This window comes from Streptococcus dysgalactiae subsp. dysgalactiae, from assembly GCF_900459225.1.
Lineage (GTDB): Bacteria > Bacillota > Bacilli > Lactobacillales > Streptococcaceae > Streptococcus > Streptococcus dysgalactiae.
This window is the reverse complement of the sequence record NZ_UHFH01000003.1, coordinates 247,436-260,343: the sequence shown is the minus strand read 5'-3', so window position 1 is coordinate 260,343 and position 12,908 is coordinate 247,436. Positions and strand designations below refer to the sequence as shown.

15 protein-coding genes are annotated in these 12,908 nt (G+C 41.0%); 1 reads left to right on the top strand and 14 read right to left on the bottom strand.

Annotated features, from left to right (window positions below; all coding sequences use genetic code 11):
• Positions 1–27: 27 nt before the first annotated feature.
• The 4 genes from rpsI to DYD17_RS01445 all read right to left on the bottom strand — a co-directional run bounded on the left by rpsI (position 28) and on the right by DYD17_RS01445 (position 2,006).
• Complete coding sequence (gene rpsI, locus DYD17_RS01460; RefSeq protein ID WP_002982716.1) at positions 28–420, bottom strand: 30S ribosomal protein S9; 393 nt, start codon at positions 418–420, stop codon at positions 28–30.
• 20 nt (positions 421–440) lie between these two features.
• Positions 441–887, bottom strand: a complete 447-nt coding sequence (rplM, locus tag DYD17_RS01455) for a 50S ribosomal protein L13 (protein WP_002982710.1) — start codon at positions 885–887, stop codon at positions 441–443.
• Between the two features lie 217 nt (positions 888–1,104).
• Positions 1,105–1,311 (bottom strand): helix-turn-helix transcriptional regulator, encoded by a 207-nt coding sequence (locus tag DYD17_RS01450; protein WP_115252563.1) that lies wholly within the window; start codon positions 1,309–1,311, stop codon positions 1,105–1,107.
• Positions 1,308–2,006, bottom strand: coding sequence for a hypothetical protein (locus DYD17_RS01445; RefSeq protein ID WP_115252562.1), 699 nt, complete (start codon positions 2,004–2,006; stop codon positions 1,308–1,310). Before DYD17_RS01445 ends, DYD17_RS01450 begins: the two co-directional genes overlap by 4 nt.
• A gap of 164 nt (positions 2,007–2,170) precedes the next feature.
• Here DYD17_RS01445 and DYD17_RS01440 point away from each other — a divergent pair.
• A protein-coding gene (locus tag DYD17_RS01440) for an IS3 family transposase (protein ID WP_115276319.1) occupies positions 2,171–3,519 on the top strand; the annotation gives its coding sequence in 2 pieces (ribosomal slippage) (positions 2,171–2,612 and positions 2,612–3,519; 1,350 coding nt in all).
• A 58-nt stretch (positions 3,520–3,577) separates the two neighbouring features.
• Here the strand turns inward: DYD17_RS01440 and DYD17_RS01435 are convergent.
• The 10 genes from DYD17_RS01435 to pnp form a co-directional block, all read right to left on the bottom strand.
• The gene (locus tag DYD17_RS01435; protein ID WP_115252560.1) at positions 3,578–4,438 is read right to left on the bottom strand and encodes a DegV family protein; all 861 of its coding nucleotides are present in this window, start codon (positions 4,436–4,438) and stop codon (positions 3,578–3,580) included.
• Positions 4,439–4,533: 95 nt separating this feature from the next.
• Positions 4,534–5,049 carry an NYN domain-containing protein gene (locus DYD17_RS01430; protein ID WP_115252559.1) on the bottom strand — a complete coding sequence of 172 codons (516 nt, stop codon included), beginning with the start codon at positions 5,047–5,049 and terminating at the stop codon, positions 4,534–4,536.
• A gap of 3 nt (positions 5,050–5,052) precedes the next feature.
• Positions 5,053–5,799 carry a 23S rRNA (guanosine(2251)-2'-O)-methyltransferase RlmB gene (gene rlmB / locus DYD17_RS01425; RefSeq protein WP_115252558.1) on the bottom strand — a complete coding sequence of 249 codons (747 nt, stop codon included), beginning with the start codon at positions 5,797–5,799 and terminating at the stop codon, positions 5,053–5,055.
• A 47-nt stretch (positions 5,800–5,846) separates the two neighbouring features.
• Positions 5,847–6,632, bottom strand: a complete 786-nt coding sequence (locus tag DYD17_RS01420) for a hypothetical protein (RefSeq protein WP_115252557.1) — start codon at positions 6,630–6,632, stop codon at positions 5,847–5,849.
• Between the two features lie 333 nt (positions 6,633–6,965).
• Positions 6,966–7,367 (bottom strand): Mini-ribonuclease 3, encoded by a 402-nt coding sequence (locus tag DYD17_RS01415; protein WP_115246736.1) that lies wholly within the window; start codon positions 7,365–7,367, stop codon positions 6,966–6,968.
• Positions 7,360–8,703: a cysteine--tRNA ligase gene (gene cysS / locus DYD17_RS01410; RefSeq protein WP_115252556.1), complete on the bottom strand. Its 1,344-nt coding sequence runs from the start codon at positions 8,701–8,703 to the stop codon at positions 7,360–7,362. Before cysS ends, DYD17_RS01415 begins: the two co-directional genes overlap by 8 nt.
• A 27-nt stretch (positions 8,704–8,730) precedes the next feature.
• The gene (locus tag DYD17_RS01405) at positions 8,731–8,961 is read right to left on the bottom strand and encodes a hypothetical protein (protein ID WP_115252555.1); all 231 of its coding nucleotides are present in this window, start codon (positions 8,959–8,961) and stop codon (positions 8,731–8,733) included.
• 249 nt (positions 8,962–9,210) lie between these two features.
• On the bottom strand, positions 9,211–9,795 hold the full coding sequence (gene cysE, locus DYD17_RS01400) for a serine O-acetyltransferase (RefSeq protein WP_115246739.1): 585 nt from the start codon (positions 9,793–9,795) through the stop codon (positions 9,211–9,213).
• Between the two features lie 8 nt (positions 9,796–9,803).
• Positions 9,804–10,556: an SseB family protein gene (locus DYD17_RS01395; protein WP_115252554.1), complete on the bottom strand. Its 753-nt coding sequence runs from the start codon at positions 10,554–10,556 to the stop codon at positions 9,804–9,806.
• On the bottom strand, positions 10,549–12,693 hold the full coding sequence (pnp, locus tag DYD17_RS01390; RefSeq protein ID WP_115276318.1) for a polyribonucleotide nucleotidyltransferase: 2,145 nt from the start codon (positions 12,691–12,693) through the stop codon (positions 10,549–10,551). The genes DYD17_RS01395 and pnp overlap by 8 nt, the downstream gene beginning before the upstream one ends.
• Positions 12,694–12,908: the final 215 nt, after the last annotated feature.

The following is a 12,908-nucleotide window of genomic DNA, read 5'->3' as shown; positions in this document are numbered from 1 at the left end:
GTAAACGTTGGTATAATAAGGTTTTGATTAACGTTTTGAGAATTGTGAAGCTTTACGAGCTTTCTTAAGACCTGGTTTTTTACGTTCAACCATACGTGCGTCACGTGTAAGAAGGCCAGCGCGTTTCAATGAATCGCGGAAGTCTGGGTCTACTTGAAGAAGCGCACGAGCGATACCATGACGAATCGCACCTGATTGTCCACCGTAACCACCACCAACAACGTTTACGAAAACGTCGTATGAACCTTCAGTTGATGTAACTGCAAAAGGTTGGTTGATGATCAAACGTAGGTCAGCATGTGGGATGTATTCTTCTACATCTTTTTTGTTAACAGTGATTTTACCAGTACCTGGAACCAAACGAACGCGTGCAACAGCGTTTTTACGACGGCCAGTACCTGCATATTGTGCTTGTGCCATTATTTAATGCTCCTTTCCTCTTAGATAAGTCCTGAGATGTCAAGTACTTCTGGTTGTTGTGCTGCGTGAGTGTGCTCACCCCCAACGAAGACTTTCAATTTCATACCTTGTGCACGTCCAAGAGTGTTATGTGGAAGCATGCCTTTAACTGATTTTTCAATCAAGCGAACTGCGTTTTTAGAGCGAAGTTCACCAGCAGTGATTGATTTCAAACCACCTGGGTACATTGAGTGAGTGTAGTAAACTTTATCAGTCGCTTTTTTACCAGTTAATTTAACTTTTTCAGCGTTGATAACGATAACGAAGTCACCTGTATCAGTGTGTGGTGTGAAAGTTGGTTTGTTTTTTCCGCGAAGTACGCTAGCAACTACTGCAGAAAGACGTCCAAGTGGCACATCAGTTGCGTCAACAACGTACCATTTGCGTTCAACTTGGCCTGGTTTAGCCATGAAAGTTGTTTTGTTCATGATTTCTCCTATACGAATTCGTAATATTTGTTTACAGGGTGATGGGTGTTCCGTCCCATCGAAGGTATTTGGAAGGTTCCGGGGCCTTTCAAATGGGGTAAACAATACCGCCTACTATAATATCAAACTTAACAGGCTCTAGTCAAGTGCTTTAGCCATTTTTATTGGATTATTTTTTCTTTCGTTTTTGGGGAATGGCAGAGCTGCTCTGCTGATGTTATTGGGAATCATCAGCCTCCCAAAAAAGATCGTCTAAGGTCTTATCAACCACTCGACAAATGGCAATGCAAAGATTAATCGTTGGGTTGTAATCACCTTTTTCAACAGCGGCAATCGTTTGTCTGGAGACGCCTACTAAATCTGCTAGAGCTTGTTGAGACAAATCCTTGCCTGCACGCGCTGCTTTTAATTTGAGGTTCTTCATTCATCTGCCTCTTTAGCATCCAGATAATGACGATAGAGAATACTAGCTCCCATACTAAGAAGCGTTATTCCTAACACCATCAAAGACCCACTGCCGCCAACCTTGAAAAAATTTCCCATTTTAAGCGGTCCTGTCATCATCTCTCTTACTGCCAAGCCTATAACGACTAAGCTCATTCCTGTTGCTATCATCCCCATCAGTACTCCTTGTTTTCCAAAGCGCCTATCCACAAATGGGGAAGCTCCGTTGAGGTTACAATATGTCGTTTGAACTGCCAACCCTCCCCATAAAGCCAACGTAAAGAGGAAGCTTGCAGATACCAGTCCCTCTGTGAATCGGCTAATAAAGAGTGACAGCCAGACAACCACAATCATAAACCAAAACCCAATAGTGTATCCTTTGAGAAGAATCTGTTTTTGGCGTTCATCATATTTGGGCAGCTTCTGATTGTCCCTTACCTTAGAATCCAGTACTTCCTTGCTGTCTAGTCTCGTTTGGAGCTTTTTCGCTGTCTTTAGTCCCCATACCAACAATATGAGACAGCTAGTCAATATAACAGCTGCGCCTCCAAATAAATAACGTTGAAAACTGATTGTAGCCAGCAGTGTTGCTACTATCACAACTAGATCCATCACTGCTGTTATGACAATGAAACTCCATTGCGACTTAACGAGATTTTGTTTGCTATCAAGCATGATTTATTTCTCCTTCGACCTTTTATATGACATAATATAAATTATTTTGGATATTTTGTCGACTATATTTTACATTTTGATTGATTTAAGTATCAAAAAAGAATTGAAGATTGAACTGCACCCCAAAAGTTAGACAACAAATCTAACTTTTGGGGTGTTTTTCTATGAAATTAAGTTATGAAGATAAAATTGAAATCTATCGCTTACGACAATCTGGTTGGACATGGCCTAAAATCAGTCAAACATTTAATATGAGTAAGTATAACCTTCAATACATGGTCCGCCTTATTGATATACACGGATTGGAAAGTGTTTGTAAAAGGAAAAATAGGTATTATTCTCCTGAACTAAAGCAGGAAATCATAAACGAAGTTCTGATGAAAGGTAGGTCTCAGCTAGAGGTTTCTCTAGATTATGGATTACCAAACAAGGGAATGCTTCCTAATTGGATAGCGCAATACAAGAAAAACGGGTATACTATTCTTGAGAAATCAAGAGGGAGACCTGTAAAGATGGGACGCAAACCAAAGAAAAAACTTGAAGAAATGACTGAATTAGAGCGTCTTCAATATGATAATGAGTACCTTAGAGCGGAGAATGCCGTACTAAAAAAGTTGAGAGAACTCCGATTGAGGGACGAAGCAAGGCTCAAAGAGCAACAGAAATCATTCAAGGACTAATCAATGTATTTGATTTAAGAATCCTACTTAATATTTTGAAGCTGTCTCGATCAACCTACTATTATCAGGTTAAACGTCTAACTCAGGGAGATAACAACAAAGAATTAAAAGAAGCTATTCAAGATATTTATTCTGAGAACAAAGGGAGATATGGTTACCGTAGAATTCACCTCGAACTTAAAAATCGAGGCTATAAAGTTAATCATAAGAAAGTTCAACGTTTGATGACAGAACTTGGTTTGAAAGCTAGAATCCGTGCGAAACGTCGCTATAACTCTTATAAAGGTGAGGTTGGCAAGAAAGCTGATAATCTCATTAAGCGTCAATTTAAAGCTACCCAACCACTTAAGAAGTGTTATACCGATGTCACAGAGTTTTCAATTCCTGCTAGTGATCAAAAATTGTATCTATCACCAGTTCTTGATGGCTTTAACAGTGAGATTATTGCATATCATTTATCTACCTCGCCAAACTTACAACAACTTAAAACGATGCTTTCCGAGGCTTTTCCTGAACAAACTTACCAGGGCACTATTTTACATAGTGACCAAGGATGGCAATATCAACACACTTACTACCATCATTTTCTTGAGGTGCATGGAATGAGACCGTCCATGTCGCGTAAAGGAAATAGCTTAGATAACGGCATGATGGAATCTTTTTTTGGAACATTGAAGACAGAAATGTTTTATGGGTTTGAGAAGGAATTTACTTCCCTCGAAACATTAAAAACAGCTATTTCAGAATATATCAACTACTACAACACTAAACGAATCAAACTTACATTAAAAGGACTAAGTCCTGTGCAATACAGAACTCAATCCTTAACTTAAAATATAATGTCCAACTTTTGGGGGTCACTTCAGATTTCTCTTCAATCCTTATAACTGATTAACGGGGATTCTGCCCAATAACAAAAACTGCCAAGGTGTTAGGTCCAACGTGAGCTGAGATAACTGGTCCAAGTGGCATCATAAGAACGTCGCTAACAGCCTCACGTGCTAGAAGTTGCTCTCGTAACTTCTCAGCACCCTCTTGGTCACTGGTGTAAGACACAATCACCGTCGAATCCGCAATATCTTTTTCCACTTGTGCTACCATTTCTTTGATGGCTTTTTGACGGCCTCGAATCTTTGCGATAGGAACTAATTTCCCTTCTGCATCAATCCACAAAAGAGGCTTGATACTGGCCAAGCTACCTAGAAAAGCAGAACTTTTTGATAACCGTCCACCGCGCATCAAATGAAAGAGATCATCTACCAAGAAATAAGTGCGTAGTCGGGGTAAGATATTTTCAATGAGCACTTTGGTTTCGCTAATCGTTTTGCCACTATCTCTAGCTTCCGCAGCTAGAATCGTTAAATAACCTTCACCGCCTGAAGCAGCCAAAGTGTCAACAACTTCTATCACGGCATCTGGATAATCTTCTAACACCATATCACGAGCCATCATAGCACTGTGATAGGTTCCTGAAAGGACTGATGAAAATGCTAAATACAAAAGAGGTTTTTGATGCTTCGCATGCTCTCTGAAAACTGCCTCAAACTCTCCCACATTAATTTGACTAGTTTGAGGATGACTGCCTGCTTTCATTTTTTCCAAGAGAGAATCACTCCTAAGGCGATCTGGCCCTACCGTTTCATAGACCTTACCATCACATGTAATAATTAATCCCATAAGAACTATATTATGGTCGTCCGCCCAAGAAGGGCACAAATCCGCAGTGGAATCTGTCATTAAAGTAAAAGTCATAGCGTCTCTACTCATTAGATGTTTTTATTTAGTTTGAACATCAAATTATTATCGCCTTATTCTATCAAAACTCGCACTTAGCGAGTATAAAACTATCAATCCTCTAAATGCGTCATGAAGTCTTTTAATTGATTCATTTGACTTTGATCAAATGGTCTCAGTTTGGGTGTTTTTAAGTCAATTGCCTGAGCCATTTTATCTAAATCAGCTTTGACAGTATTAACCCTTTGCTCTAACTCTCTAGCAGTTACCCGCAGGGCACCTTGGGAGAAAATGGTCCACTGTTCATTCAAATCACTGGTTGCCACTTCTACTAAGTGAATCGCAGTGTTTAACTCTGCAGCCATGCGTTCAATATAAGCATCTGCCGTTTCTTCTTCGGTAAACACAACGGAGATTTTGTATTGGTCGTAACGCTGTCTCAATCCTGGCACATATTGAGCATCAAAAACACAAATAATGTTAATATTCTCAAAATGGGCATAATGGTTAAGTTTTGTTAAAAGTATGTTACGTGCCTGATCTAGCTGATTGGTTTTAAATAGTTGACGTGTGGATTGCCAAAAAGCAATCATATTATAACCATCAACTAACAAAATACGTTTTTTCATTAGTTATAGTCTATTACGGAAAACTTCATACATCAAAATAGCTGCCGCGACACTAGCATTTAGGCTTTGTACATGACCGTTCATCGGAATCGTAATCATCTCATCAACCTGTTTTTTAATGTTGGCCGAAATACCTTTCCCTTCATTTCCAATAATCAGGGCTAACTTCCCGCTGGTATTCCAACGATGCGAGGGGGTTCCATTCATGTCTGTACCAAATGTCCAGAATCCTTTTGCTTTCAGCTTATCCAGCGTTTGACTGAGATTAGTTACACGGGCAATCGGAACATGCTCCACAGCTCCTGTTGATGTTTTTGAAACAACCGATGTAACGCCGACGGCACGATGTTTAGGTATAATCACCCCACACACATTGGTCGCGTCAGCTGTTCGCAGAATAGACCCTAAATTATGAGGGTCTGTCAAACCATCTAAAATCAAAATCAAAGGGTTCTCTTCTTGCTCTGCTTTTTCTAAAATCACATCCAACTCGGTATAAGCAAAGGCTGATACTCTAAGGACAAAACCTTGATGAACTGCTCCTTCTGTCATTTCTGATAAGGTTTTCTTAGGTGTCCAGGAAATAGACACCTTCTTCTCAGTGGCTAAACGCTTGATGTTATCAACGTTTTTTCCTCTTAAATCCTCTTGGATATAGAGTTTGTTTCCTGTGTTGGCGTGGAGACTTTCCGTCACAGCATGGACACCATAAACGATGTCGTTTGTTTCAATAGTATCTTTATCTTTCATAGTTCTTATTATACCACGGATGCCTCAAAATAGATGTGTCAGCTCACTTATTTTCGCTTAGCGACTTTTTGGATAACAAGAAACAAGCTCAAAGCAACGACTGCCACTAAACCTGATAAAAGCCAAGGAAAGCCTTTTTTAGGTTCCGTCTTCTCTTCTTCTCGGTCAGCTAACATTTTAGTATCTTGGTTTTTATCTTCTTGAGTACCTGAAGTAACCTTAGCAGATGCTGTTTTTTGAGAAGTATTCCCTTGGGTTGTTCTTGTTATTTGCTGGTTAGCATTGCCATTTGTTCCTGAAGCCAAGTTTGACTGCTGCCCACCAGTTATGGTGCTAGCAGTAGACTGGTTATTTTGGTTGGGTGTTGTGGTCTTTTTGTCATTGCTTGCTGGGGATTTTTTAGCTTTAGTCTGATCAAAATGAACAGCTGTCGATTGACCACTAGCCAACGCTTCCTTGTCCTGAACACTCACCGCAACACGGTAATCATTGCTTTTTAGACCAGTTAAATCAAACCAGGCTGTAAATCGACGTTGTCCTGGTGTCATGGTATAAACCCAGCTGGTAATGGTATTGCCATTGGCATCTTGAAGCATAACAGTTGCTTGAGCAGATTGACTAACCGGTTGCTCGGTCGCAATAGTTGCGTCAATATACGGTTCATTTCCACGCATACTTGCGTCTACATTAACCTGATTAGTTTTGGTTTCTGCAGTCATCTTGTCTGGTTGACTGTCCTCTGCATAGACAGCATAAGGTGAGCTCACAGATAAAACAGAAGCTATAAGTAAAGTGGTTGAGATTAATCCAAGTGATTTTTTTATAGATGTCATAACAGGGGTCTCCTCTGTGTTTCGTTTTTTTACTCTTTCATTATAATCTATTCGAAAATTTTTGCAATAGTTTTGTGTCTTTTTTGTTAAAATTATTTCAAATATATTACAATTGTTTCTTTAAGAAGTCATGCCTCTAGTACTCCTTATGTTAAATGATGTATCATAACAACAATCATGATAATCATCCCTGCTGGCAGAGCTAATTCTATTAGTTTGAAATCTTCCTAAATGCCACCTAGTAACCAGCAATTCTAAGCCATTACCAAAATGGTATACGCAATCATTTTGAAACAATGAAAGAGAGCCTCCTAGGAGAACTCTCGCGCATGGTTATGCATTCTTTTCCACATAGGTGATACACCATGTAATCAATTCTTCTAAACGAGCCTTTTGGTCAGTCATATCAAGATAGCCCATGACGGCTTCAAATCCTGTTGACATCCGATAAGTCACCACGTCCGCATTTTTAGCTTTGGTGTGACTGTTGGTGTTGCGACCACGTCTGTAAATGTCTTCTTCTTTTTCGGTCAATAGCTGCGCTTCTAGCATAGCCTGAATCAGATTAGCTTGTGCCCTAGCAGAAACGTATCTCGTTGCTAAATGGTGTAGCTGGCTAGGTTTCGTTTTGCCTTGAAAAATCAGATGGCGGCGAATATAGTAGGAATAAACCGCATCACCTTCGAAGGCTAGGGCAATGCCATTGATCAAATTCACATCAACTGGATTAGTCACGTGTCCACCTCACACCATCTTTGGTATCTAGCAACTTGATGCCTTGAGCTGCTAACTGATCTCGGATAGCATCAGCTGTGGCAAAATCACGGTTTGTGCGTGCTTCTTGTCGCTTGGCAATCAAAGCTTCAATATCCGCATTAAGTACCTCTTCTTCAAAAATGATTCCAAAAACAGCTAAGATTTTCTCAAAGGCTTCTTTAACCATTCCAGTGTAAGAACCAGAATTAATCCACTTAGCCATGTCAAACACTACGGTAATCCCATTTGCTGTGTTAAAATCATCGTCCATAGCGTCTTGGAAAGCTGTGACAAAACGTTTTAGCTCTTGCTCATCTGCCTTTTCTGTCAGAGGCTGTTGGAAAGTGTTTTTGAGGTATTTGAGATTGACTTCCGCATCACGAATAGCCTTATCTGTGAAATTAATTGGTTTTCGGTACTGTTGTGTGGCAAGGAAAAAGCGTAAAACTTGACCATCAACGGTTTGTAACATGTTATGAACGGTCACAAAATTACCTAGTGACTTGGACATTTTTTCATTATCGACATTGACAAACCCGTTATGCATCCAATAGTTTGCAAAAGTCTTGCCTGTTTTGGCCTCAGATTGAGCAATTTCATTGGTATGATGAGGAAATTCCAAATCAGCGCCGCCACCATGAATATCGATGGTGTCACCAAGAATTTCAGTAGCCATCACAGAACATTCAATATGCCAGCCTGGACGACCAGGCCCCCAAGGGCTATCCCATGAAACCTCACCTGTCTTGGCTGATTTCCAGAGGGCAAAATCTAATGGGTTTTCTTTCAAACTTGTCTCAGCATCTGTCCGACCACTGGCTCCAACTTCCAGTTCTGATATGGTTTTATTAGCTAGTTGGGCATAATGCTCTGACTTTTCCACTCGAAAATACACATCACCAGCTACCTCGTAAGCAAAACCTTTGCTGATTAAAACTTGAACAAATGAGATGATTTCAGCCATGTAATCCATAACACGAGGATTTTGCGTAGCTGGTTTAACACCGAGCGCCTTGGTATCTTCCATAAAAGCTGCAATAAAGCGATCTGACAGCTCTTTTGGAGACACCCCTGCTTGTGCAGCTGCCTTGATGATTTTATCATCAACATCGGTAAAATTGGAAACATAGTTGACCTTATAGCCAGCATACTCAAAATAACGTCGAATCGTATCAAAAGCGACCGCAGATCTGGCATTTCCAATATGAATATAATTATAGACTGTTGGTCCACAAACGTACATATTGACTGTATTTTCAGTCAAGGGCACAAACTCGCGGAGCGAACGGGTCATGGTATCATAAATTTTAATCATGTAAACTCCTTATTCAATGGTGTGTCGTTAGTCCTCATCTTGGTGATTTGAATCCTTTTCTGAAATGGTATTCCACTTTTTTAATAGTTTCATATTAATGGCAAGACCGATGAGCCAGAACAAAGTCAAAATAAAGTAACCAACTGCTTTAACCATTTCTTGTCTCAACAAAAAGACAAGTCCGGCTATTAGCGTAATACTAGCCACAAGTATAGATAAACCAATGATGACATAGATGCCAACTGTTACTTTTTTCATGATGCTCCTTTATTAACGAAAAACCTTCACAAGCTGTGAAGGTCAGTCCAGCTAACTAAGCTTAACGGACTACTTTGCTATTTTTGTAAAGTTCCCAGACAGTGAGAATAAATCCCCAGACTGGTAGCATTAGCCAAACCCAACTCTCACTCAGCAAGGAGTCCCAAAAATTTTAAAGCTTGCCAAGAGCATTAGCAAATTTAAAAAATTCTTCTTCACATCAGTCATCAGCTGTCTTTTTTAATTGACCTATAACTTTGACGAGTAGTAAGAGGCTTCTCGTTGTTCTTGTAAACTCTGGATTTTGAGACTATCTTTTTGACCGTGGACACGAACAATTTTAGCTGGCACACCTACAACTGTGACATCTTCAGGGACGTCTGACAACACCACAGCTGCTGCTCCAACTTTAGCATTAGCTCCAATTTCAATAGGCCCAATAACCTGGGCATGAGCCGAAACCAAGGCTCCTTGACGGACAGTCGGGTGGCGTTTCCCACGGTCTTTTCCGGTTCCACCTAGGGTCACCCCATGATAAAGCATCACGCCTTTTTCAACAATAGCTGTCTCACCAATGACAAGTCCTGCACCATGGTCAATGAAAACACCAGGGGCAATCTGGGCCCCGGGATGAATTTCAATCTGTGTCCAAAACCGCCAGAATTGACTGTGCATCCTGGCTAATAATTTAAAATGGTGCCGCCACAAAAAGTGCGATAGGCGGTGGGCAGCCAAAGCTTTGATGCCTGGGTAAGTAAGGATGACTTCAAGGCTGCTACGAGCAGCTGGGTCCAGAGCCTTAATGATAGCAATACTTTCTTTCCACCAACCCATAGCGACTCCTATGCTTGATCTAAATCTGACCAATCAACAAGTATTTGCTGGTCATCAAAGGGGTTGATAGCAACTCCGAAAGTCTCATCAAGGTCATTCTCACCATTTCTCGGTTGGTAAATATCCTCAATTGTCCAGGTAAGAATAACCCCTTCAGCTTTTCTAAAGAGACCGCCAAAGTCATCTTGGTTGTACCATTTCGCAAAGCTTTGAAGATTCGAAAAGGCAGGAACATAGCTTTTCCCTTCAGGAGTTGACATGGTAGGAAAAAGGCGATCGTAATGGTTATCATCTTTAGGATAGACAAAGGCAGGAACAAGGTAGACCTTGTCCATCGTATCTGCCGCCACATTGTCATCACTCATAAGTGCATTTAACACCGTAGTGTAATGGTTCATAAATTGAATCATGTCACTGCTTTTGAAAATGGTGGAGTTCCCAAAATCTCCCTTTTTCTTAAGGTTAAAAGCCAATCCAGCTGCACCAGATGTAATGACCTCTTCTAGCACTGCAAGTGCAGAGCGCTCCAACCAATACTGACTTTGAGCACTCTTTTGTTCCTCTTTAAAGAGGGCCATATCTTCCTTATCGGTAAAAACAGGGGTAACCTTGACACCTTCGACCTCTATCACGTAGGGTTCTTTAGCAGCCCAGACGGGGAAATTGTGGAAGGCGTTGACAAGGGCAACACTATCCAAAAAATTATCAGGCGCATTGATAAAGGCTCTTAACCGAACATCTAATTCATTGAGTTTAGTCATGATTTTCTTCTTTTTTCACTTCTTTTTTCTCTGGTTTTGGTGGGCGTGGAATCAAGGCCTTCATTGAGGCATCCACACGACCTTTCTCATCAATCTTAATGACCTTAACATCAACTTCTTCACCCACTTCGAGAACATCTGACACGTTGGTTGTTCTCGTCCAAGCAATTTCAGAAATGTGAACAAGAGCATCTGTCTTGTCAAAGAGGTTGACAAAGGCACCAAATTTCTCAATACGGACAACCTTAGCATGGTAAACTTCGCCTACCTTAGCTTCACGAACCAGATCAGCGATGATTTCTTTAGTGCGGTTAATGGCAGCTTGGTCACTTGAGTAGATAGAGACATTTCCTTCATCATCAATATCAATTTTGACACCCGTTTCGGCAATAATCTTATCAATGGTTTCACCACCTTTACCAATAACCACTTTGATTTTATCCACGTCAATCTTGATGGTGTCAATCTTCGGTGCAGTTGGTGCTAACTCAGGACGTGGTTCAGCGATAGTTGCTTCAATCACATCAAGGATTTCAAAGCGAGCTTTTTTAGCTTGTGCAAGAGCTTCTTCTAGGATTTGAGGCGTAATCCCTGCAATCTTAATATCCATTTGAAGGGCTGTAATCCCTTCACGGGTTCCTGCCACTTTAAAGTCCATATCTCCAAAATGGTCTTCAAGACCCTGAATGTCAGTCAAGACAGTATAATTTGTCCCATCGGAAATGAGACCCATGGCAATCCCTGCCACAGGCGCCTTAATCGGCACACCACCCGCCATTAAGGCAAGGGTACCAGCACAGATAGAAGCCTGAGAAGACGAACCGTTAGATTCCAGAACTTCGGCAACTAAACGAATAGCATAAGGAAATTCTTCTAAGCTTGGCAAGACTTGTTCGAGAGCGCGTTCACCTAAGGCACCGTGTCCAATTTCACGACGACCTGCGGCTCCGTAACGACCAGTTTCACCAACTGAATATTGTGGGAAATTGTAGTGATGCAAAAAGCGTTTTTTGTACTCTGGGGCCAGACCATCAATGATTTGAGTTTCTCCCATTGGTGCCAAAGTCAAAACAGATAGCGCCTGAGTTTGACCACGTGTAAAGAGACCTGATCCATGTACTTTTGGCAAGAAGTCAACCATAGCATCAAGCGGACGAATTTCGTCAATCTTACGACCGTCAGGACGAATCTTGTCCTCTGTAATGAGGCGACGTACTTCAGCATGTTCCATTTGTTCAAGGATTTCTGCCACATCACGCATAATGGTTGCTAGGTTTTCGTCTTCTGCGTAACGCTCCTCGTACTCAGCCTTAACCATTTCTTTAACGGCTTCTGTGGCTGCTTCACGCGCTTTTTTCTCTTCAACTTGAACAGCTTTTTGCAACTGGGCATTGTATTTAGCTACAATATCAGCTTGTAAGTCTGCATCCACCTGTAACAGTTCAACTTCGGCTTTTTCTTTACCAACAGCGGCTACGATTTGTTCTTGGAAGATGATTAATTCTTGAATAGCTTGGTGACCTTTTAAAAGAGCCTCAAGCATGATGTCTTCTGATAATTCTTTGGCACCAGATTCAACCATGTTGATAGCTTCTTTACTACCCGCAACGGTTAATTCTAAGAGCGATGCTTCCATCTGTTCTTTATCTGGGTTAATGATGAACTCGCCATCAATATAGCCAACTTGAACACCTGCAATCGGTCCATTAAATGGAATATCTGAGATTGACAAGGCCAGAGATGAGCCAAACATCGCTGCCATTGGAGCGCTAGCATTTTCATCATAAGAAAGGACAGTGTTAATCACTTGTACTTCGTTACGGAAACCTTCGGCAAACATTGGACGAATCGGGCGGTCAATCAAACGAGCTGTCAAGGTCGCATCTGTTGAAGGGCGTCCCTCACGTTTCATGAAACCTCCTGGAAATTTACCAGCGGCATACATTTTTTCTTCGTAATTTACTTGAAGAGGGAAGAAATCACCCGTTGCCATTTTCTTAGACATAACAGCTGCGGTCAGAACGGTTGATTCTCCGTAACGAACAACGGTTGCCCCGTTGGCTTGCTTAGCGACTTGACCAACTTCAACAACAAGGGGTTTCCCTGCAAATGTTGTTGTAAAGGTTTGTTTTGACATATATTCTCCTTTTAGTCTCAGAAAGTCAATATGTCATTGACTTCTGCTTAAATTCAATTGTTATACGTTGTTTTGCTACAAAAAGCAACCTGTCAGGCTTGTCACAAGCTCCTCTTTGTATCAAACGACGTATCTGCTACATTTTACCATAAAATAGCAGAAATTTCACTGTCAGATCGCAATCTCTTGAAATGCCCTTAAAAAATCCGAAGCAG

Bases quoted from the DNA above. Each gene is read 5' to 3' on its own strand.
- rpsI (WP_002982716.1), bottom strand. From the start codon at position 420: ATGGCACAAGCACAATATGCAGGTACTGGCCGTCGTAAAAACGCTGTT.
- rplM (WP_002982710.1), bottom strand. From the start codon at position 887: ATGAACAAAACAACTTTCATGGCTAAACCAGGCCAAGTTGAACGCAAA.
- DYD17_RS01450 (WP_115252563.1), bottom strand. From the start codon at position 1,311: ATGAAGAACCTCAAATTAAAAGCAGCGCGTGCAGGCAAGGATTTGTCT.
- DYD17_RS01445 (WP_115252562.1), bottom strand. From the start codon at position 2,006: ATGCTTGATAGCAAACAAAATCTCGTTAAGTCGCAATGGAGTTTCATT.
- DYD17_RS01435 (WP_115252560.1), bottom strand. From the start codon at position 4,438: ATGACTTTTACTTTAATGACAGATTCCACTGCGGATTTGTGCCCTTCT.
- DYD17_RS01430 (WP_115252559.1), bottom strand. From the start codon at position 5,049: ATGAAAAAACGTATTTTGTTAGTTGATGGTTATAATATGATTGCTTTT.
- rlmB (WP_115252558.1), bottom strand. From the start codon at position 5,799: ATGAAAGATAAAGATACTATTGAAACAAACGACATCGTTTATGGTGTC.
- DYD17_RS01420 (WP_115252557.1), bottom strand. From the start codon at position 6,632: ATGACATCTATAAAAAAATCACTTGGATTAATCTCAACCACTTTACTT.
- cysS (WP_115252556.1), bottom strand. From the start codon at position 8,703: ATGATTAAAATTTATGATACCATGACCCGTTCGCTCCGCGAGTTTGTG.
- DYD17_RS01405 (WP_115252555.1), bottom strand. From the start codon at position 8,961: ATGAAAAAAGTAACAGTTGGCATCTATGTCATCATTGGTTTATCTATA.
- cysE (WP_115246739.1), bottom strand. From the start codon at position 9,795: ATGGGTTGGTGGAAAGAAAGTATTGCTATCATTAAGGCTCTGGACCCA.
- DYD17_RS01395 (WP_115252554.1), bottom strand. From the start codon at position 10,556: ATGACTAAACTCAATGAATTAGATGTTCGGTTAAGAGCCTTTATCAAT.
- pnp (WP_115276318.1), bottom strand. From the start codon at position 12,693: ATGTCAAAACAAACCTTTACAACAACATTTGCAGGGAAACCCCTTGTT.